A 20,528-nucleotide genomic window follows, 5' to 3' on the forward strand; every position below is an offset into this window, starting at 1 on the left:
AGCCCCCGGGCGAACCGACGAACCGCCGGCGCTACTCGCCGACCGCGCGCGGCAGGTCCCTGGGCCAACCGTAGTTGCGCATCGGCATCGCGTACTCGAGGTGCTCGAAGATCGGGTCCTCGTCGTCGATCTCCAGCACCACCGCGCCCGGACGCCGCAGCCGCGAGGGCACCACGTCGTACTCGCGGTCGTAGGCGTTCTCCACGCCGAGCCGGGCGCGGGCCATCCGCTGCATCCGGCGGCGGCGCACCCGCTCCTCGATGCGGGTCTGCCTGCGCAAATAGGCCAGGTACAGCAGGGTCACCGCGGTCGCGCTGCCGCACACCCACCAGGCCGTCGGCGACACCTCGAAGGCGGCGGTGGCCGAGCCGACCAGGAAGACGGCCATCACCATCAGCACCCGCTTGCGGAAGGCGTACTTGCGGGCGCTGACCGCGGCCGCGGTCTTCGGGTCGAACCGGCGCCGCCGGGAGGAACCGGCAGCGACGAACGCCCGCGGGTCCTCGTCCTCCTCGCGGTCCGCCTCGGGCTCCAAACCCGAAGAGTCCTCGACGTATTCGTAGTGGTCGTCCAGGTCCGCGTCCTCGTCGTCGGCCTCGGTGTGCTCGGCGACGGCCTGCGGCTCGGTCTCGACGGCGGCCTCATCCTCGTCGGGCTCGGCCAGCTCGGCGCCGGCCCCGGCCGGCAGCGCGCCAGAGTCCTCGACGACGTCGACGTCGAGGTAGTCGGGCTCGGTCTGTTCGACGGTTGCAACCTTCACGACGACCGGACGCGCCGGGTGCACGTCGGTGTCGGCTTCTTCTTCCTGCTCCTCGTATTCGTCCTGGTCACCCTCGGCCGCGTCCTCCTCGGGCTTCCAGTGCGGGTCGCTGCGATGACCGGCGGCGGGCCCACCGCGCTTGAGCAGCCGGGACCCGGCGCCGTTCAGCACCCGGGTCGCCAGCGCCACGTCGCTGGTGCGACGCACCGCTTCGCGTTTGCTGATGAGCATCGGGACCAGCACAAACAGCCACAGCACCACGAGCGAAATCCACAACAGTGACTGCGGAATGCTTGGCATGATGACGTGCTCCTCACTGGCCCTGACCCCCGCGAGGCTCATCGGCGGCCGGCGCGGCCGGGGCAGGGTGACCAGCACAATTACACACCTGTAATTTGCCTCTCACAAGCACCAAGTGTCACTCGTGTCGCGCTAGCCACAGCTCACGGCGACGCAGCGACCAAGTAGCGGCCGCTCAGGCCCAGCTCGCGTGGCCGGCGCGGACCAGCGTCGAGGCCACCGATCCCTGCACCTCCTCGACCGTGATGGCCATCAGCAGGTGGTCGCGCCACGCCCGGTCGACCTCGAGGTACCTGCGCAGCAAGCCCTCCTCCCGGAACCCGACTTTTGCCAGCACGGCGCGGCTCGCGGCGTTCTCCGGGCGCACGGTGGCCTCGACGCGGTGCAGCATGACCGGGCCGAAGCAGTGGTCCAGACCGAGCGCGAGCGCGGCCGTCGCGACCCCGCCGCCGGTGGCCGACCGGGGCACCCAATAACCGATCCACGCCGAGCGCAGCGCGCCGTGGGTGACGTTGCCGATGGTCAGCTGGCCGCAGAAGCGCCCGTCGAGCTCGATGACGTAGGGCAGCATGCGGCCCTTGCGGGCCTCCGCGCGCAGGCCCGAACACAGCGCGGGCCACGCCGCCACCGTGTGGCGGATGGTCCAGTCACCGTCGGTGCTGGGTTCCCATGGCTCGAGATGCTCGCGGTCGGCCAGCCGGATGCGGCTCCATTGCGCGCCGTCGCGCATCCGCACCGCCCGCAACCGCACGATCCCGGCGGGGACGCGCAGCGGCCCCACGTCCAGGGGCCAACCCGGATGACGGGAATTGGTGCGCAACAGGTTCACGAGCATGTGCCGTCGCCTCGCCTAGCCGCGCTGGGCCAGGAAGGCGACATCGACGATCTCACCGGTGCGAATCTGCTCGGCCCCGCTGGGCACGACCACCAGGCAGTTCGCCTCCGCAAGGGTGGCCAGCAGGTGTGACGACGCCCCCGGGGCCCCGCCCAGCGCCTGCACGAGGTACTCGCCGGTGTCCTGATCGCGCATCAGCTGGCCGCGCAGGTAGCCCTTGCGCCCGGCGACGGACGTGATCGGCGACAGGGCGCGGGCCTGGATCATCCGGCGCATCGGCTGCCGCTTGCCCAGCGACAGCCGGATCAGCGGCCGGACCATCACCTCGAAGACCACCAGCGCGCTGACCGGGTTGGCCGGCAGCAGAAACGTCGGAACGCCCTCGCGCCCCAGCTGACCGAAACCCTGGACGGACCCCGGGTGCATGCCGACCCGGACGACCTCCATCTCGCCCAACTCGGACAGCACCAGCCGCACCGCCTCGGCGGCCGCGCCGCCGACCGCGCCGGCGATCACCACGACCTCCGCGCGGTTGATCTGGCCCTCGACGACCTCGCGCAGCTCCCTGGGGTTGTTGGGCACGATGCCGATGCGGTTGACTTCCGCGCCGGCGTCCCGGCCCGCGGCCGCCAGGGCATAGGAGTTGACGTCGTAGACCTGACCGTTTCCGGGGGTGCGCGAGATGTCGACCAGCTCGCCGCCCACGGCCATCACCGACAACCGCGGCCGCGGATGGACCAGCACCCGTTCCCGGCCGACCGCGGCCAGCAGCCCCACCTGCGCGGGGCCGATGATCGTCCCGGCCCGCACGGCGACGTCGCCGGGCTGGACGTCGTCGCCGGCGCGGCGCACGTAGGCGCCCGAGGGCGCCCCGCGCAGGATCCGCACCTGCGATATCCCGCCGTCCGTCCAGCGCACCGGTAGGACCGCGTCGGCCAGGGTGGGCAGCGGGGCCCCGGTCTGCACCCGGACGGCCTGCCGCGGCTGCAGCCGGCTCGGTGTGCGCGAGCCGGCCTCGATGGTCCCCATCACCGGCAGGAGCAGGCCGTCGCGCGCGTCCTCGTCGCCGCCGGATTCGTCGGGCGGCTCGCCGAGGCTTTCGGCGCCGACCTCACCGACGCCCAGCACGTCGACGCTGCGCACCGCGTACCCGTCGATAGCGGCCTGGTCGAAGCCGGGCATGGGCCGCTCGGTGACCACTTCCTCGGCGCACATCAATCCCTGGGCCTCGGCGATGGCCACCCGTATCGGTCGCGGGGCCACCGCGGCCGCCGTTATCCGGGCCTGCTGCTCCTCCACAGAACGCACAGCGCGCCTCTCTGCCGTCGAGTGCTGGACCGGCGCTAGGGCCTGGCTAGTTCTCGGTCAGACCCAATCGCGCCACCAACCATCGCCGCAAATCCGGGCCATAGTCGTCACGATCCAATGCAAAGTCAACCGCAGCCTTCAGGTAGCCGCCGGGATTTCCCAAGTCGTGTCGAGATCCGCGATGCACGACGACATGGACCGGGTGGCCCTCTTTGATCAACAGCGCGATGCCGTCGGTGAGCTGCACCTCGCCGCCGGCGCCCCGGTCGATGCGGCGCAGCGCGTCGAAGATGGCGCGGTCGAGCACGTAGCGGCCGGCGGCGGCGTACATCGAGGGGGCGTCTTCGGCCTTGGGCTTTTCGACCATGCCCTTGACCCTCAACACGTTGGGGTTGTCACCGCCGGGCACCGGCTCGACGTCGAAAACGCCGTAGGCGCTGATCTCTTCGGGACTCACCTCGATCGCGCACAGCACCGTGCCGCCGTGGTCGGCCCGCACCTTGGCCATCGTCTCCAGGACGCCCGTCGGCAACACCAGGTCGTCGGGCAGCAGCACCATGACGGCGTCCTCGTCGGCCGCCAGCGTGGGCTCCACGCAGCTGATCGCGTGGCCCAGCCCGAGCGGTTCGGCCTGCACGACGGACTCGACCTTGATCAGCTGCGGCGCGCGGCGCACCTTGTCGAGCATCGCCTTCTTGCCCCGGGCCTCGAGCGTGCCCTCCAGCACCAGGTCCTCGACGAAATGCGCGACGACGCCGTCCTTGCCCTCGGACGTGATGATCACCAGGCGTTCCGCGCCGGCGGCGGCGGCCTCGGCGGCGACCAGCTCGATGCCCGGCGTGTCGACGACCGGCAGCAGCTCCTTGGGCACCGTCTTGGTCGCGGGCAGGAAACGCGTGCCCAGGCCGGCCGCGGGGACGATCGCCGTGAAGGGGACCGGAACTTCTGGGCGTGACATTGTTCAAACGATAACCCTCGTTAGGTGCGCCGACGCCGTCTGGCGGCGCCAAATCCCGGCCTGTCATGGTTGAGGCGTGGAAACCGCAAGCAAGGACGCGTTGCGCCAGCAGCTGTTGGCCGCGCGGCGTTGCGTTGCCGACGACGTTCGCGGCGCCGAGGCGCGCCTGCTCAGTGACCATCTGGAGCCGATGATCACCGCCGGGATCACGGTCTGCGCGTACGTGCCGGTGGGCACCGAGCCGGGTTCGACGGAGCTGCTGGACATGTTGCTGCGCCGGTCGGCCCGGGTGCTGCTTCCGGTCGCGCGCACCACCCCGGAGAACAAGCCCGCGCCGCTGCGTTGGGGCGAATACCGGCCGGGTGAACTCGTCCCCGGGGCGTGGGGGCTGCTCGAGCCGCCCGAGCCGCTGCTGCCGGAGACGGCCCTGGCCGAGGCGGTCCTGGTGCTGGTGCCGGCGTTGGCGGTCGACCGCCGGGGCGTGCGGCTGGGCCGCGGGCGCGGGTATTACGACCGCTCGCTGCGCGCGCGCAACCCGCACGCGCGGCTGGTCGCGGTGGTGCGCGATGCGGAAGTCCTGGACGAGCTGCCCGCCGAACCGCACGACGTGCTGATGACGGATGCGCTCACGCCCAACCGGGGCCTGATCGCCCTCCCGAGCCGGGAATGATCGCGATCACGTGGCGGTTCTAGCACTTGACACGGTAGAGTGCTAATGCAGCCCGAGACGATTCGGAGGTTTTTGTGCCGACTTACAGCTACGCGTGCACCGAGTGCGGCGACCGCTTCGACGCTGTCCAGGCCTTCACCGACGACGCGCTGACCACGTGCGAGAAGTGCTCCGGCCGGCTGCGCAAGTTGTTCAATTCCGTCGGCGTCGTGTTCAAGGGCAGCGGCTTCTACCGCACCGACAGCCGCGCGGACGGCAAGAAGTCGACGAGCTCGACCAACGGGTCGTCCGCTGACACCGGGTCGAGCGAGAAGTCCGGCTCCAGCGAGAAAAGCGCGTCCGGCGACAAGAGCGGCTCGAGCGACAAGTCGACCGCCAGCGCGGCGCCGGCCACCGCGGCCGCCTCGAGCTGAGCGGTTATCCACAAGGCAATTCCTGACCGGCACCGCCGGCGTCCCGCCGCGCCTACCGTTGCGGCGTGCGCGAATCCTCGCTGAACGCAAGCCTATTCAGGCGGATCTCGGTATCGCTGCGCCCCGACTGGACCCGCACGGTGCTGGCCCGGCGGGTGACCGCGGCCGGGCTGGTCGTGCTGGCCGGCGTCGCGACGCTGCGCTCGGACCCCGGTGGCGACGACGCCGACGTGGTGGTGGCGGCGCGCGACCTGCGCCCGGGTGCCGCGCTGACCGCGGATGACGTGCGGCTCGAAAAGCGTTCGGCGACAACGATTCCCGACGGCTCGCGGTCGGACGTGGCCACGGTCGTCGGGTCGATGCTGGCAAGCCCCACCAGGCGCGGCGAGGTGCTCACCGACGTCCGGCTGCTGGGCAGTCGGTTGGCCGAGTCGACCGCCGGACCCGGCGCCCGCATCGTGCCGCTGCACCTGGCGGACGGCGCCCTGATCGACCTGATCCGGGTCGGTGATGTCGTGGACGTGCTGGCCGCCCCGGCCGCCGACGCGCCGGCATCGGGCACCCCGGCCGTGACCAAAGTGGTAGCAACCGACGCCGTTGTCGTGCTTGTTTCGGCTAAACAGAAGGTCCAGGCTGCCGATAGCGACCGCGTAGTGTTGGTTGCGCTGCCGGCTCGCGTGGCGAACACGGTGGCAGGCTCGACGCTGGGCCAGACTGTAACCCTGACCCTGCACTGAGGGCCTGGCCGCTGTTGGGCACGTGATCGATAGCAAACGTTGTCCAGTCCAGAAAGGACCTCGGCATGCTCAAAGGGTTCAAGGAGTTTCTCGCAAGGGGCAATATCGTCGACCTGGCCGTCGCGGTGGTCATCGGTACTGCCTTCACCGCATTGGTCACCAAGTTCACCGAAGCCATCATCACGCCGCTCCTCAACCGGGTCGGCGCCAACAAGCAGACCAATGTCGGCGCGTTGAAGATTTCCATCGGCGGCGGCCAGTTCATCGACTTCAACATCTTGCTGTCGGCCGCGATCAACTTCTTCCTGATCGCGCTGGTGGTCTATTTCTTCGTCGTGCTGCCGTACAACACCCTGCGCAAGCGCGGTGAGGTGGAGCAGGCGGACGACGCCCAGGTCGTCCTGCTCACCGAGATCCGTGACCTGCTCGCCCAGACCAACGGGGACTCGTCCGGCAGGCACGGCGGCGTCGCCACGACGCCCCCTCCCGATCACGGACCGCGCGCGGACGCCGAGGCGCAGTGAGGCGCGCCTAGATCTCCAGGCTCGACAGCTGGCCGATGATCTGCGCGGCAAGCGGATTCAGCGTCGCCATCCCGTCGCGCACGGCGTAACGGGAGCCGGCAAGGTTGACCACCAGCGTGCTGCCCGACACCCCGGCCAGACCGCGCGACAGCCCGGCGTCGGTGATGCCCGCGGACAACCCCGAGGCGCGGATGGCCTCGGCGATGCCGAGGATTTCCCGGTCCAGGATCTCGCGGGTGGCCTCCGGCGTGACGTCGCGCGGGGTGACGCCCGTCCCGCCGACCGAGACCACCAAGTCCACCCCGCCGATCACCGCGGTATTGAGCGCGTTGCGGATCTCGACCTCGTCGGCCGCGACCGCCACCACGCCGTCGACCACGAATCCCGCCTCGGTCAGCAGCTCGGTGACCAGCGGCCCGCTATGGTCCTCGTCGCCGTGCGCGGTGCGATCGTCGACGACCACGACCAGCGCCCGGCCGACTACCAACTCCGCGCCCGATTCCATGGGTGCCACCGTATAACCGAGGTCGGACAATCCCGCCGCCGAGGGCTCTTCGACTCTCATCACTGATCCGCCTTACCGAGGGTGACCTGCACCGTGCGGCTTCCCCCGCCGGGATCTTGGAACGTCAGCGACACCTTGTCACCGGGCGCCTTCGAACGGACCGCCGCCACCAGGGCGTCGGCGCTGTTGATCGGGCGGTCGTCGACCTTGGTGACGACGACCCCCTTGGGCACTCCGGCGCTGGCCGCCGCGCCGTTCGGCACGACGTCGACGACCTTGGCGCCCGGGGTGCCCTTGTCGCTGGTGACCTGCACGCCGAGCGAGGCGTGCGTCGCCTTGCCGGTCGCGATCAGCTCGTCGGCGATGCGCTTGGCCTGGTCGACGGGGATCGCGAAGCCGAGGCCGATCGAACCGCTCTGCGCGTCCGGCGAGTCGGCCCCCAGGGTGGCGATCGCGGAGTTGACGCCCACCAGCTGGCCGCTCATGTTGACCAGCGCACCACCGGAGTTACCCGGGTTGATCGCGGCGTCGGTCTGAATCGCGTCCAGCACGGTGTTCTGGTTACCCGACTCGCCGGTGGTGGACACCGGCCGGTTCATCGCGCTGATGATCCCGGTGGTCACCGTGCCCGACAGGCCCAGGGGCGAGCCGATCGCCACCACCGGCTGTCCGACTCGCAGATCCGACGAGGAGCCCAGCGTGATCGGGTTCAGGCCGGACACGCCCTGCACGCGGATCACGGCGATGTCGCTGGTGGGGTCGGCACCGACCACCGTGAACGGCGCGGTGCGGCCGTCGGAGAAGGTCACCGTCGTTTTCGGCGGCGGACCGGCGGGTCCGCCCGGCCCGCCGGGCCCACCCGGGCCGCCGGGCTTGGCCGCGGCCGCCACCACGTGGTTGTTGGTCAGGATCAGGCCGTCGGTCGACAGCACGATGCCCGAACCCTCTTCGGACTGGCGGCCCAGGTCGGTCTCCAGCATGACGACGCTGGGCACCACCTTGGCGGCCACCTGTTCGACGGTGCCCGGCGGCATGTTCGCGGCCGGGACGCTGGGTGCGGCCCCCGGGATTATTCCGTGGCCGTTGCTGCTCGCGGAGTGGGTGCCCAGCTCGACGGCCGTCGCCGCGGCGCCGCCGATGCCGGCCGACACGACCGCGATGGCCAGCGCGCCCGCCGTCAAAAGGCCTGCGCGGGAACGCTTCTGGGGCCCGGGGGGCATCGGCGGCAACATCTGGATGGGGCCGGTGCCGGCTGCGCCGGGCACGGGACCCGCGCCGGTGCCGCCCGGTATCGGGCCCGGCCCGGTGCCGGCGGGGATGCGGCCCGGCCCGGTGCCACTGAACGGCTCGTAGGGCTCGTAGGGCCGCCGGTACGGGCCCGTCTGCTGGGGCTGCGACGGCTGGGCCGGCTGCTGATAGCGCCAGTCGTACTGCGGGTTGTACGGCTGCTGGCGCCCTTGCGCATACGCGGGGGGCACAGGCTGATTAGGCCCGGTACGGTATCCCGGCTGCTGCGGCGGTGGCGAATACCTCGGGTCATTCGTCATGTCGCTACGTCGCTCTTCCTATATTTCTGCTTTTTGGGCTCGACTTGGCTCGAGTCCAACACTAGCTGCAGACCTACCTTGCCCGCGCGGACTGAGAGTCCACTGAGATAACGTTCGCCGAATCCCGAGAGTTCGCCGCGCGGTCCGTTACGGGCACGTAAGGGTCGGTTTCGGTGTCCGTCGTCAACACCTCAGTGTCGGCCACGGCCGTCGGGTCCGCCATCCGGCGGCCCGGAAGCAGCACATAGATCGAGGTGCCCGGCGGCTGGCCGCCCGGCACCGTGTCCTCGACACGGAGCAGCCCGCCGTGGTTGAGCACCACCTTTTTGACGATCGCCAGGCCGAGCCCCGAACCCGGCATCGCCCGCGCGGTCGTCGACCGGTAGAAGCGCTCGAACACCAGGCGGCGCTCGTGCGGCGGGATACCGGGGCCGTGGTCGGACACCACCAGCTCGGCGTGCGTGGCGTCGAGCTGGCGCATCGTGATGCCCACGTGCGCGCCCGGCGGGCTCCACTTGGCCGCGTTGTCCATCAGGTTCAGCACGGCGCGCGACAGCCCGGCGGCGTCACCGTAGACGCCCCAGGGGATCGCGTCGACGTCGAAGTGAATGTCGTTGCGCCGCCGCCTCACTCGCTCCAGGCTCCGGTCGATCACCTCGGACATGTCGACGGTCTCGTGCACCACCTGGCCGGCGTCGTCGCGGGTCAGGTCCACCAAATCGCCTACCAGCGTGGACAATTCCTCGATTTGGGCAAGGACGTCGGCGCGCAGGTCGACCATCTCCTGTTCGGGTAGCCGCGGCGCCCCGGGCTCCATCGAGGCCATCAAGAGTTCGACGTTGGTGCGCAGCGACGTCAGCGGCGTGCGCAGTTCGTGCCCGGCGTCGGTGACCAGCCGCGCCTGCCGCTCCCGCGACTCGGCCAGCGCCCGCAGCATCAAGTTGAAAGCCTCGGTGAGCCTTGCCAATTCGTCGCTGCCGAACACCGGGATGGGGCGCAGGTCGTCGGTGCGCGCCACCCGCTCGGCGGCCTGGGTGAGGCGGGCCACCGGCCGCAACCCCGCCCGGGTGACCATTCCGCCGGCCACCGCGGCGACCGCGACGCCGATGCCGCCGACGATGAGCAGCACCCAGCGCAGCTTGGTCATCACCGCCTCGGTGGGCTTGAGGCTCTTGGAGATCAGCAATGAACTGCCGTTGGGCAGGTGGATGGCCAGGATTCGTTGATCCGACGCCGTGCGGCGCGACATGAACAGATCGCCGGCGATGACGGCCTTCTCGGTGGTGCCGACGGGCAGGGTCTGGCCCGGCTGGTTGGCGCTGTAGATCGAGTGGCCCGGGTTCACCAGCATGGCGTTGACGTCGGAGTACGCGGTGCCCTCGATGGCCTTGCCCGGGTCGGCCGCCAGCGAACCGCTGGCGATCAGCAGCTGCGCCCGGCTCTGCAGTTGGTTGTCGATATCGCTGTAGAGCGCGGCCGAAATCACCGCGTAGACGGCGAAGGACATCAACACCACGACCATCGCCACCATCGACATCGCCAGCAGCATCACCCGCCATCGCAGGGACAGCGAGCTGGTGGCTCGCAGCGGTGCGCGCCGGTGCCGATGCAGCCGGATCATCGTTGGCTTTTAATCATCACGGCGGGGTCTCCCGAAGGACGTAGCCCACCCCGCGCACCGTGTGGATCAAGCGCGGCTCACCTTCGGCCTCGGTCTTGCGACGCAGATAGCCGACGTAGACCTCCAGCGCGTTGCCCGAGGTGGGAAAGTCGAATCCCCACACCTCCTCGAGGATGCGGCTGCGGGTCAGCACCCGGCGCGGGTTGGCGATCAGCATTTCCAGCAGCGCGAACTCGGTGCGGGTCAAGCTGATCTGGCGTTGTCCGCGGGTGACTTCGCGCGTCACCGGGTCCAGGGTCAGGTCGGAGAAGCTCATGGCCACCGACTCGACGTCGTCGTCGGGCTTGGTGCGCCGCAGCAGCGCCCGCATCCGGGCCAGCAGCTCTTCCAGGGCGAAGGGCTTCGGCAGGTAGTCGTCGGCGCCGGCGTCCAGGCCGGCCACCCGCTCGGACACTGAATCGCGGGCGGTGAGGACCAGGATCGGCAGGTCGTCGCCGGTGCTGCGCAGCTGACGGCACACCTCGAGGCCGTCCAGGCGCGGCATCATCACGTCCAGGACGAGGGCGTCGGGCCGGTCGCTGGCGATCATGTCCAGGGCCTCGAGCCCGTCATGGGCCAACTCGACCGAGTACCCGTTGAAGGAAAGCGACCGGCGCAGTGACTCGCGCACGGCGCGATCGTCGTCGACGACAAGGATGCGCACGGCCACTAGTTTCGTACTAGCGCCTGAGAGCCGCCTGAGAGGCGCGCCGCGTATTTGCCGAGATTAACGCTTGTCGAGATCGATGAGACCGAGGCGCGCGGCCTTGAGCAGCCTGCGCGGCACCTTGTGCTTCTGGCCCGCCACCGTCACACCGACGAGCTCGGTCTTAGTGGCCTTCCACTGTGCGCGACGGCTTCGGGTGTTCGCGCGCGACATCCTGCGCTTGGGTACGGCCATGGTCGGGCCTAACTCCTCGGGTCGGGGGGTATGCCGCGCGGCGTGGCCGGTCGGGCCGAACGTGCGACGATTGCCTATCAGGATAGTGGGTGAGCTGCTCGCCGCCAAAATGGCGCCGCCCCGGCCCAGTGGACGTCCTTGACGCGGCACCGGCGCGACCCGCTAACCTACCGGTTGGTTGGTTGGTTTGCGCTCACCGGTGAATCGCAGATTGGAGGACTGCATGGCCTCTGCTTCCGGTGCTTCCTGCACCGATGACGCCGTCCGGATCGCGAACTGTTCCGGGTTCTACGGCGACCGGCTGTCCGCCATGCGCGAGATGCTGACCGGCGGCGACGTCGACTACCTCACCGGGGACTACCTCGCCGAACTCACCATGCTGATCCTCGGCCGCGACCGGATGAAGCACCCCGAGCGCGGCTACGCCAAGACCTTCCTGACCCAGCTCGAGGACTGCCTGGGCGAGGCCCACGACCGCGGCGTGCGCATCGTCGCCAACGCCGGCGGCCTCAACCCGGGCGGGTTGGCCGACGCGATCCGCGCCCTCGCCGAGCGCGTGGGCGTCCCCGCGCGCATCGCGCACGTCGAGGGCGACGACCTGCAGCCGCGCGCGGCCGAGCTCGGGCTGGGCACGCCGCTCACCGCGAACGCCTACCTGGGCGCGTGGGGCATCGTCGATTGCCTGAACAGCGGCGCCGACGTCGTCGTCACTGGCCGGGTCACCGACGCCTCGGTGATCGTCGGTGCGGCCGCCGCGCACCACGGCTGGGGCCCCACCGACTACGACCGGCTCGCCGGCGCCGTGGTCGCCGGCCACGTCATCGAATGCGGCGTCCAGGCCACCGGCGGCAACTACTCCTTCTTCACCGAGCTGCCCGACCTGACCCACGCCGGTTTCCCCCTCGCCGAGGTCTTCGCCGACGGCTCGTCGGTGATCACCAAGCATCCCGGAACCGGCGGCCTGGTCAGCGTCGACACCGTCACCGCGCAGCTGCTCTACGAGATCGGCGGCGCGCGCTACGCCAACCCCGACGTGACGGCCCGGATGGACACCATCGCGCTGTCCCCCGACGGCCCCGACCGGGTGCGCATCAGCGGCGTGCGCGGCGAACCGCCCCCGCCCACCTACAAGGTGTCGCTCAACAGCATCGGCGGCTTCCGCAACGCCATGACGTTCGTGCTGACCGGACTGGACATCGAGGCCAAGGCCGACCTGGTGCGCCGCCAGCTGGAGGCCGCGCTGACAGTGAAGCCCGCGGAGCTGCAATGGACGCTGGCCCGCACCGACCACGCCGACGCCGACACCGAGGAAGCCGCCAGCGCCTTGCTGCACTGCGTGGCCCGCGACCCCGACGCCGCCAACGTCGGACGCCAATTCTCGTCGGCGGCAGTCGAATTGGCGCTGGCCAGCTACCCCGGCTTTCACGTGACCGCCCCGCCCGGCGACGGCCAGGTGTACGGGGTGTTCACCGCCGGCTACGTCGACGCCGCCAAGGTGCCGCACGTCGCGGTGCACGCCGACGGGACCGGGACCTACATCCCCTGCGCCACCGAGACTTTGGAGCTGGCCCCCGCCGATCCCCCGCCGCTGCCCGAGCCGTTGCCGTCCGGACCGACGCGCAGGGCGCCGCTGGGACGGATCGCCGGGGCCCGCAGCGGCGACAAGGGTGGGTCGGCCAACGTCGGTGTCTGGGTCCGCACCGACGAGCAGTGGCGCTGGCTGGCCCACACGTTGACCGTCGAGCTGTTCACCGAACTGCTGCCCGAGGCGGCCGACTTCGACGTCACCCGCCACCTACTGCCCAATTTGCGCGCGGTGAACTTCGTCGTCGACGGCATCCTCGGCCAGGGCGTCGCGTACAACGCGCGATTCGATCCCCAGGCCAAGGGGCTGGGCGAATGGCTGCGCGCCCGTCACGTCGACATCCCGGAGAGCCTGTTGTGAATATCTGGACCACCCCTGAGCGCGAGCAACTGCGAAAGACGGTGCGCTCCTTCACCGAACGCGAGATCCTGCCGCACGCCGACGAGTGGGAGCGCTCGGGCGAGCTGCCGCGCGACCTGCACCGGCGCGCCGGGGCGGCCGGCCTGTTGGGCGCGAGCTTTCCCGAATCGGTCGGCGGCGGTGGCGGTGACGGCGCCGACGCGGTGGTCATCTGTGAGGAGGTGCACCAATCCGGCGCCCCCGGGGGCGTGTTCGCGTCGCTGTTCACCTCCGGCATCGCGGTGCCGCACATGATCGCCTCCGGCGACGCCCGGCTGATCGACGAGTTCGTGCGGCCGACGCTGGCCGGCGAGAAGATCGGTTCGCTGGCCATCACCGAGCCGGGCGGCGGTTCGGACGTCGGACACCTGCGCACCACCGCCGAGTTGGACGGCGACCACTACGTCGTCAACGGGGCCAAGACCTACATCACCTCGGGGGTGCGCGCCGATTACGTCGTCACCGCGGTGCGCACGGGAGGCCCTGGCGCCGCCGGGGTTTCGCTGCTGGTCGTCGAGAAGGGCACGCCCGGCTTCGAGGTGACCCGCAAGCTGGACAAGATGGGCTGGCGGTCCTCCGACACCGCCGAGTTGTCCTACACCGACGTGCGGGTGCCGGCGGCCAACCTCGTCGGCGCCCCGAACAGCGGATTCGCCCAGATCGCCCAGGCGTTCGTGTCCGAGCGGATCGGCCTTGCCGCGCAGGCGTATTCGAGCGCGCAGCGCTGCCTGGACCTGACCGTGCAGTGGTGCCGCGACCGGGAGACCTTCGGCCGCCCGCTGATCTCGCGGCAGTCGGTGCAGAACACGCTGGCCGAGATGGCCCGGCGCATCGACGTCGCCCGCGTGTATGCCCGCAACGTGGTGGAGCGTCAGCTCGCGGGCGAGACCAACCTGATCGCGCCGGTGTGTTTCGCCAAGAACACCGCCGTCGAGGCCGGGGAATGGGTGGCCAACCAGGCCGTGCAGCTGTTCGGCGGCATGGGCTACATGGCCGAATCCGAAGTCGAACGCCAATACCGGGACATGCGCATCCTGGGCATCGGCGGGGGAACCACCGAAATCCTGACCGCGCTGGCCGCCAAAACCCTGGGATTCCAATCATGATTGCACCGCCTCCTCATCACTTCCCTCTGCATCGTCGGCGGTGGTCGTGACCACACTGAAGTCCACCCTCGACCCGAACTCCGCGGCCTACACCGACGCGGCATCGACGGCGGTCTCGCGGCTCGACGAGATCGAGGCCGAATTCGCCAAAGCGCTGGCGGGCGGCGGCCCCAAGTACGTCGAGCGCCACCACGCCCGCGGCAAGCTGACCGCGCGGGAGCGCATCGAGCTGCTCGTCGACCCCGACTCCCCGTTCCTGGAGCTCAGCCCCCTGGCGGCCTACGGCAGCGCGTTCACGGTCGGCGCCAGCACGGTCACCGGGATCGGCGTGGTGTCGGGCGTGGAATGCCTGATCGTCGCCAACGACCCGACGGTCAAGGGCGGCACCAGCAACCCGTGGACGCTGAAAAAGATATTGCGGGCCAACCAGATCGCCTTCGAGAACCGGCTGCCCGTCATCTCGCTGGTGGAATCCGGCGGGGCGGACCTGCCCACCCAGAAGGAGATCTTCATCCCCGGCGGGCAGATGTTCCGCGACCTGACCCGCCTGTCGGCGGCCGGAATCCCCACCATTGCCCTGGTTTTCGGCAACTCCACCGCCGGCGGCGCCTACATTCCCGGCATGTCCGACCACGTCGTGATGATCAAGGAACGCTCGAAGGTGTTCCTCGCCGGTCCCCCGCTGGTCAAGATGGCCACCGGCGAGGAATCCGACGACGAGTCGCTGGGCGGCGCCGAAATGCACGCCCGCATCTCGGGTTTGGCGGATTACTTCGCCGCCGACGAGCTCGACGCCATCCGCATCGGGCGCCGCATCGTGGCCCGGCTGAACTGGGTCAAGCAGGGGCCCGCCCCGGGGCCGGTGACCGAGCCGTTGTTCGACGCCGAGGAGCTTATCGGCATCGTGCCCGCGGACCTGCGCGTCCCGTTCGACCCGCGCGAGGTGATCGCCCGCATCGTCGACGGCTCCGAATTCGACGAATTCAAGGCGATGTACGGCTCGTCGCTGGTCACCGGCTGGGCCCGGCTGCACGGCTACCCGCTGGGCATCCTCGCCAACGCGCGCGGCGTGCTGTTCAGCGAGGAGTCGCAAAAGGCCACCCAGTTCATCCAGCTGGCCAACCGGTCGAACACGCCACTGTTGTTCCTGCACAACACCACCGGCTACATGGTGGGCAAGGACTACGAAGAGGGCGGGATGATCAAGCACGGGTCGATGATGATCAACGCCGTGTCCAACTCGACCGTCCCGCACATCTCGCTGCTGATCGGCGCCTCGTACGGCGCCGGCCACTACGGCATGTGCGGGCGGGCCTACGACCCGAGGTTCCTGTTCGCCTGGCCCAGCGCCAAATCCGCGGTGATGGGCGGCGCCCAGCTCGCGGGCGTCCTGTCGATCGTGGCCCGCGCCGCCGCCGAGGCCCGCGGCCAGCAGGTCGACGAGGACGCCGACGCCGCGATGCGCGCGGCGGTCGAGGGGCAGATCGAGGCCGAGTCGCTGCCGCTGGTGCTGTCCGGGATGCTCTACGACGACGGGGTGATCGACCCGCGCGACACCCGCACGGTGCTGGGAATGTGTCTGTCCGCCATTGCCAATGGCCCGATCGAGGGGACGTCGAACTTCGGCGTCTTCCGGATGTGAGCCCCATGGTCACTCGAGTGCTGGTCGCCAACCGCGGCGAAATCGCCCGGCGGGTGTTCGCCACCTGCCGCCGGCTGGGCCTGTCCACCGTCGCCGTCTACACCGACCCCGACGCCGCCGCGCCGCACGTGGCCGAGGCCGACGCGCGGGTGCGGCTGGAAAAGACGTACGACTACCTGAACGCCGAGGCGATCATCGCCGCCGCCCGCGCCGCCGGCGCCGACGCGGTGCACCCCGGTTACGGGTTCCTTTCCGAGAACGCCGATTTCGCGGCCGCCGTGCAGCAGGCGGGCCTGACCTGGGTCGGGCCGCCGGTGGACGCGGTGCGCGCGATGGGCTCCAAGATCGAGTCCAAGAAGCTGATGGCCGCCGCCGGGGTCCCGGTGCTGGACGAGCTGGACCCCGACGCGGTCACCGAGGCGCAGCTGCCCGTGCTGGTCAAGGCCTCGGCGGGTGGCGGCGGCCGCGGGATGCGGGTGGTGCGCGAACTGCCCTCTCTCGCCGCCGAAGTCGAGGCGGCCCGGCGTGAGGCGCAGTCGGCGTTCGGCGACCCGACCGTCTTCTGCGAGCGCTACCTGCCCACCGGGCATCACATCGAGGTCCAGGTGATGGCCGACACCCACGGCACCGTCTGGGCCGTCGGCGAACGGGAATGCTCGATTCAGCGCCGGCACCAGAAGATCATCGAGGAGGCCCCCTCGCCGCTGGTCGAGCGCGTCCCCGGGATGCGGGCCAAGCTGTTCGACGCGGCCCGGCTGGCCGCGACCGCGATCGGCTACACGGGCGCCGGAACGGTGGAGTTCCTCGCCGATGACGACGGCGAGTTCTACTTCCTGGAGATGAACACCCGCCTGCAGGTCGAGCACCCGGTGACCGAGGAGACCACCGGGCTCGACCTGGTCGAGCTGCAGCTCGCGGTCGCCGAGGGCGGCCGGCTCGACGCCGAACCCCCCGCCGCCCAAGGGCATTCGATCGAGGCCCGGCTCTACGCCGAGGACCCCGCGCAGGGCTGGCAGCCGCAGGCCGGCGTGATGCACACGATCGGGGTGCCGGGGGTCCGGACACAGTTCGGCACGCTGGGGCGGCGGACCGGGATCCGGCTGGATTCCGGCATCGTCGACGGGTTCGCGGTCTCGATCCACTACGACCCGATGCTGGCCAAGGTCATCTCCTACGCCCCGACGCGCCGCCAGGCGGCGCTGGTCCTCGCCGACGCGCTGGCCCGCGCCCGCCTGCACGGCGTGCGCACCAACCGCGAGCTGCTGGTGAACGTGCTACGCCATCCCGCATTTCTGGACGGCGCCACCGACACGGCGTTCTTCGACACACACGGGCTGGACAAGTTGTCGGCGCCCCTGGCCGACGCCGCGGTCGTCCGGTTGTCCGCGATCGCCGCCGCGCTTGCCGACGCCGCCCACAATCGCGCCGTCGCCGCGGTCCTCGGCCCGGTTCCCAGCGGCTGGCGAAACCTGGCGTCGGGGTATCAGGTCAAGACCTACCGCGACGGCGGCGGTTCCGAGCAGAGCGTCGAATACCGTTTCACCAGAAACGGATTGACGCTGCCAGGCGACGCGACGGTGCGGCTCGTCTCCGCCGCGGCGGACCGGGTCACCCTCGCCGACGACGGGGTGGAGCACACGTTCGCGATCGCCCGGCACGGACCCGACCTCCAGGACGTCTACGTCGATTCGGCGCGCGGCCCCGTTCACCTGGTCGCGCTGCCCCGCTTCCCGGAGCCGGGGTCGACCGTCGAAAAGGGTTCCCTGGTGGCACCCATGCCCGGCAACGTCATCCGCCTCGGCGCCGCGATCGGCGACACCGTCACCGCCGGACAGCCACTGATCTGGCTGGAGGCGATGAAGATGGAACACACCATCACCGCACCCTCCGACGGCGTGCTCGCCGAGCTCAACGTCGAAACCGGTCAGCAAGTCGAAGTGGGCGCCATCCTGGCGCGAGTGGAAGCGCCCGAAGGAGAAGGAGATTCACAGTGACCGATAGCAGCTTCATCGAGAACGAGGAGCGCCGGGCGCTGCGCAAGGCGGTGTCCGAGTGGGCCTCCAACTACGGCAGCGAGTACTACCTCGAGAAGGCCCGTGCGCACGAGCACACCACCGAATTGTGGTCCGAGGCGGGCAAACTCGGCTTCCTCGGGGTCAACCTGCCCGAGGAGTACGGCGGCGGCGGCGCCGGCATGTACGAGCTGTCGCTGGTGATGGAGGAGATGGCGGCCGCGGGCAGCGCGCTGCTGCTGATGGTGGTGTCGCCCGCCATCAACGGCACCATCATCAGCAAGTTCGGCACCGAGGAGCAGAAGAAGCGCTGGATCCCGGGGATCGCCGACGGCTCGCTGACGATGGCGTTCGCCATCACCGAGCCGGACGCCGGCTCGAATTCGCACAAGATCACCACGACCGCCCGCCGCGAAGGCAGCGACTGGATCCTCAAGGGGCAGAAGGTCTACATCTCCGGCATCGACCAGGCGCAGGCGGTACTGGTGGTGGCGCGCGCCTTCAAAGAGGGAGGGGCCAAGTCCGAATCTCTCCGCCCGGCGCTGTTCGTGGTGCCGACCGACGCGCCCGGCTTCACCTACACCCCGATCGAGATGGAGCTGATCAGCCCCGAGCGCCAATTCCAGGTCTTCCTCGACGACGTCCGGCTGCCCAGCGATGCGCTGGTGGGGGCCCAAGACGCCGCCATCGCACAGCTTTTCGCCGGGCTGAATCCCGAGCGCATCATGGGAGCGGCCAGTTCGGTGGGCATGGGGCGTTTCGCGCTGAACAAGGCCGTCGACTACGTCAAGACCCGCCAGGTCTGGTCCACCCCGATCGGCGCGCACCAGGGCCTGTCACACCCGTTGGCGCAGTGCCACATTGAGGTGGAGCTGGCCAAGCTGATGATGCAGAAGGCCGCGACGCTGTACGACCACGGCGACGACGCGGGTGCCGCCGAGGCCGCCAACATGGCCAAGTACGCGGCGGCGGAGGCGGCCACCCGCTCGGTCGACCAGGCCGTGCAGTCGATGGGCGGCAACGGGCTGACCAAGGAGTACGGCGTGGCGGCCATGCTCGCCTCGGCCCGGCTCGGGCGCATCGCCCCGATCAGCCGCGAGATGGTGCTGAACTTCGTCGCACAGACGTCGCTGGGCCTGCCCCGGTCTTACTGATGGAAGACCGTCTCGTCGAATACGCCGTCGCGGGTCCGGTCGCGCGGCTGACGCTGAACTCGCCGCACAACCGCAACGCCCTTTCCACGGCCCTGGTCACCCAGTTGCACCAGGGCCTGCGTGACGCCGCGGCGGATCCGGCGGTGCGGGTCGTGGTGCTGGGTCACACGGGCGGCACCTTCTGCGCCGGCGCCGACCTGAGCGAGGCCGGTGGGGGCGACCCGTTCGACGTGGCGGTGGCCCGGGCGCGGGAGATGACCGCGCTGCTGCGCGCCATCGTCTCCGCTCCGCTGCCGGTGATCGCCGCCGTCGACGGGCACGTCCGCGCCGGCGGCTTCGGGTTGGTCGGCGCTTGCGACATCGCCGTCGCCGGCCCGCGGAGCACCTTCGCGCTCACCGAGGCGAGGATCGGCGTCGCGCCGTCGATCATCTCGCTGACGCTGCTGCCGAAGATGTCGGCGCGCGCCGCGGCGCGCTACTACCTCACCGGCGAGACGTTCGGTGCGGCGGACGCCGCGGAGATCGGGCTCATCACGATGGCGGCCGACGACATCGACGCCGCGGTGGAGAAGGTGGTCGCCGACGTGAGCCGAGGTTCGCCGCAGGGGCTGGCGGCGTCCAAGGCATTGACCACCGCCGCCGTGCTGGAGGGCTTCGACCGCGACGCCGAACGGCTGACCGAGGAGTCGGCCCGGCTATTCGTATCCGACGAAGCGCGCGAAGGCATGATGGCGTTTCTGCAGAAGCGCCCGCCTAGTTGGGCAAGCGTCTAACGGGCGGCGCGACCAGCGCAAAAGCCCCCGCGACCAGGACTCGAGCCGGGAAGAACGTTGCAGTTTAGCCAACCCACTTGCAGCAAAACTTCTACGTCGTACGCTCGTGGATGATGAGCAACTCGGCGCAGCGCGACACTCGCGATACCCCGGACACGCGTGACGAATCGTCGCGCGCGGCCGATACGGATCGCATCCAGGTCGCGCAGTTGCTGGCGTACGCGGCCGAGCAGGGCCGGCTGCAGCTGAAGGACTACGAGGATCGGCTCACGCGGGCGTACGCCGCCACCACCTACGAGGAGCTCGACGAGCTGCGGGCCGACCTGCCCGGCGCGATGCTGAGCCCGCGCCGGGGCGGCAAGCCCAACCCCGCGCCGTCGATGTTGCTGCTGGCGTTGATGAGCAATTTCGAGCGGCGCGGCCGGTGGAACGTCCCGAAGAAGCTCACCACCTTCACCTTCTGGGGCACCGGCGTGGTGGACCTGCGCTACGCCGACTTCACCTCCACCGAGGTCGACATCCACGCGATCTCGATCATGGGCGCGCAGAACATCCTGCTGCCCCCGGAAGTCAACGTCGAGATCCACGGGCACGGCGTGATGGGCGGCTTCGACCAGAGCGTGCTCGGCGAGGGGACGCCAGGCGCGCCCAAGGTCAACATCCACGGCTTCTCGCTGTGGGGCGGTGTGGGCATCAAGCGCAAGGCCCGCCGCCCGCGCGGATAGTCGTTGCGCCGCCG

At 70.2% G+C, this 20,528-nt stretch carries 20 protein-coding genes; 11 read left to right on the forward strand and 9 right to left on the reverse strand.

Going from position 1 to position 20,528, the window contains the following annotated elements; all coding sequences use genetic code 11:
* Positions 1–31: 31 nt before the first annotated feature.
* From sepX to AWB89_RS16125, 4 genes are all read right to left on the reverse strand, one after another.
* Positions 32–1,060, reverse strand: coding sequence for a divisome protein SepX/GlpR (gene sepX, locus AWB89_RS16110; RefSeq protein WP_085175083.1), 1,029 nt, complete (start codon positions 1,058–1,060; stop codon positions 32–34).
* 175 nt (positions 1,061–1,235) lie between these two features.
* Positions 1,236–1,889, reverse strand: coding sequence for a GNAT family N-acetyltransferase (locus tag AWB89_RS16115; protein ID WP_085175085.1), 654 nt, complete (start codon positions 1,887–1,889; stop codon positions 1,236–1,238).
* 21 nt (positions 1,890–1,910) lie between these two features.
* Entirely contained in the window at positions 1,911–3,203 is a 1,293-nt protein-coding gene (gene glp, locus AWB89_RS16120; RefSeq protein ID WP_085098975.1) for a molybdotransferase-like divisome protein Glp, read from the reverse strand.
* Between the two features lie 46 nt (positions 3,204–3,249).
* Entirely contained in the window at positions 3,250–4,161 is a 912-nt protein-coding gene (locus AWB89_RS16125; RefSeq protein WP_085098972.1) for a UTP--glucose-1-phosphate uridylyltransferase, read from the reverse strand.
* A gap of 76 nt (positions 4,162–4,237) precedes the next feature.
* On the opposite strand from AWB89_RS16125, the gene AWB89_RS16130 reads away from it, so the two are divergent.
* The 4 genes from AWB89_RS16130 (at position 4,238) to mscL (ending at position 6,505) form a co-directional block, all read left to right on the forward strand.
* Positions 4,238–4,831 carry a 5-formyltetrahydrofolate cyclo-ligase gene (locus tag AWB89_RS16130; protein WP_085098970.1) on the forward strand — a complete coding sequence of 198 codons (594 nt, stop codon included), beginning with the start codon at positions 4,238–4,240 and terminating at the stop codon, positions 4,829–4,831.
* Positions 4,832–4,905: 74 nt separating this feature from the next.
* Entirely contained in the window at positions 4,906–5,244 is a 339-nt protein-coding gene (locus AWB89_RS16135; protein ID WP_085175000.1) for an FmdB family zinc ribbon protein, read from the forward strand.
* A gap of 65 nt (positions 5,245–5,309) precedes the next feature.
* A complete protein-coding gene (locus AWB89_RS16140; RefSeq protein ID WP_085175002.1) occupies positions 5,310–5,981 on the forward strand; it encodes an SAF domain-containing protein in 672 nt (223 codons plus the stop codon).
* A 65-nt stretch (positions 5,982–6,046) separates the two neighbouring features.
* A complete protein-coding gene (gene mscL, locus AWB89_RS16145) occupies positions 6,047–6,505 on the forward strand; it encodes a large-conductance mechanosensitive channel protein MscL (RefSeq protein ID WP_085175004.1) in 459 nt (152 codons plus the stop codon).
* 7 nt (positions 6,506–6,512) lie between these two features.
* Here the strand turns inward: mscL and AWB89_RS16150 are convergent, their stop codons facing one another.
* The 5 genes from AWB89_RS16150 to rpmF form a co-directional block, all read right to left on the reverse strand.
* The gene (locus AWB89_RS16150; protein ID WP_085098958.1) at positions 6,513–7,070 is read right to left on the reverse strand and encodes a MogA/MoaB family molybdenum cofactor biosynthesis protein; all 558 of its coding nucleotides are present in this window, start codon (positions 7,068–7,070) and stop codon (positions 6,513–6,515) included.
* Positions 7,070–8,557, reverse strand: a complete 1,488-nt coding sequence (locus AWB89_RS16155) for a S1C family serine protease (RefSeq protein WP_085175006.1) — start codon at positions 8,555–8,557, stop codon at positions 7,070–7,072. The genes AWB89_RS16150 and AWB89_RS16155 overlap by 1 nt, the downstream gene beginning before the upstream one ends.
* Before the next feature lie 73 nt (positions 8,558–8,630).
* Positions 8,631–10,178, reverse strand: coding sequence for a HAMP domain-containing sensor histidine kinase (locus tag AWB89_RS16165; RefSeq protein ID WP_085175008.1), 1,548 nt, complete (start codon positions 10,176–10,178; stop codon positions 8,631–8,633).
* A 16-nt stretch (positions 10,179–10,194) separates the two neighbouring features.
* Positions 10,195–10,881 carry a two-component system response regulator MprA gene (gene mprA, locus AWB89_RS16170; RefSeq protein ID WP_085099810.1) on the reverse strand — a complete coding sequence of 229 codons (687 nt, stop codon included), beginning with the start codon at positions 10,879–10,881 and terminating at the stop codon, positions 10,195–10,197.
* A gap of 63 nt (positions 10,882–10,944) precedes the next feature.
* Positions 10,945–11,118, reverse strand: coding sequence for a 50S ribosomal protein L32 (rpmF, locus tag AWB89_RS16175; RefSeq protein WP_066961599.1), 174 nt, complete (start codon positions 11,116–11,118; stop codon positions 10,945–10,947).
* A gap of 223 nt (positions 11,119–11,341) precedes the next feature.
* On the opposite strand from rpmF, the gene AWB89_RS16180 reads away from it, so the two are divergent.
* The 7 genes from AWB89_RS16180 to AWB89_RS16210 all read left to right on the forward strand — a co-directional run bounded on the left by AWB89_RS16180 (position 11,342) and on the right by AWB89_RS16210 (position 20,514).
* The gene (locus tag AWB89_RS16180; protein ID WP_085175010.1) at positions 11,342–13,063 is read left to right on the forward strand and encodes an acyclic terpene utilization AtuA family protein; all 1,722 of its coding nucleotides are present in this window, start codon (positions 11,342–11,344) and stop codon (positions 13,061–13,063) included.
* Positions 13,060–14,208 carry an acyl-CoA dehydrogenase family protein gene (locus AWB89_RS16185; protein ID WP_085175012.1) on the forward strand — a complete coding sequence of 383 codons (1,149 nt, stop codon included), beginning with the start codon at positions 13,060–13,062 and terminating at the stop codon, positions 14,206–14,208. The genes AWB89_RS16180 and AWB89_RS16185 overlap by 4 nt, the downstream gene beginning before the upstream one ends.
* Before the next feature lie 46 nt (positions 14,209–14,254).
* Positions 14,255–15,850, forward strand: coding sequence for an acyl-CoA carboxylase subunit beta (locus tag AWB89_RS16190; protein ID WP_085175087.1), 1,596 nt, complete (start codon positions 14,255–14,257; stop codon positions 15,848–15,850).
* Positions 15,851–15,855: 5 nt separating this feature from the next.
* Positions 15,856–17,844 carry an acetyl/propionyl/methylcrotonyl-CoA carboxylase subunit alpha gene (locus AWB89_RS16195; protein WP_085175014.1) on the forward strand — a complete coding sequence of 663 codons (1,989 nt, stop codon included), beginning with the start codon at positions 15,856–15,858 and terminating at the stop codon, positions 17,842–17,844.
* A complete protein-coding gene (locus tag AWB89_RS16200) occupies positions 17,841–19,016 on the forward strand; it encodes an acyl-CoA dehydrogenase family protein (protein ID WP_085175016.1) in 1,176 nt (391 codons plus the stop codon). Before AWB89_RS16195 ends, AWB89_RS16200 begins: the two co-directional genes overlap by 4 nt.
* Positions 19,016–19,789, forward strand: coding sequence for an enoyl-CoA hydratase family protein (locus tag AWB89_RS16205; protein ID WP_085098937.1), 774 nt, complete (start codon positions 19,016–19,018; stop codon positions 19,787–19,789). Before AWB89_RS16200 ends, AWB89_RS16205 begins: the two co-directional genes overlap by 1 nt.
* 113 nt (positions 19,790–19,902) lie before the next feature.
* Entirely contained in the window at positions 19,903–20,514 is a 612-nt protein-coding gene (locus tag AWB89_RS16210) for a DUF1707 SHOCT-like domain-containing protein (protein WP_162293321.1), read from the forward strand.
* Positions 20,515–20,528: the final 14 nt, after the last annotated feature.

The sequence above is a fragment of the Mycobacterium paraense genome (assembly GCF_002101815.1).
Lineage (GTDB): Bacteria > Actinomycetota > Actinomycetes > Mycobacteriales > Mycobacteriaceae > Mycobacterium > Mycobacterium paraense.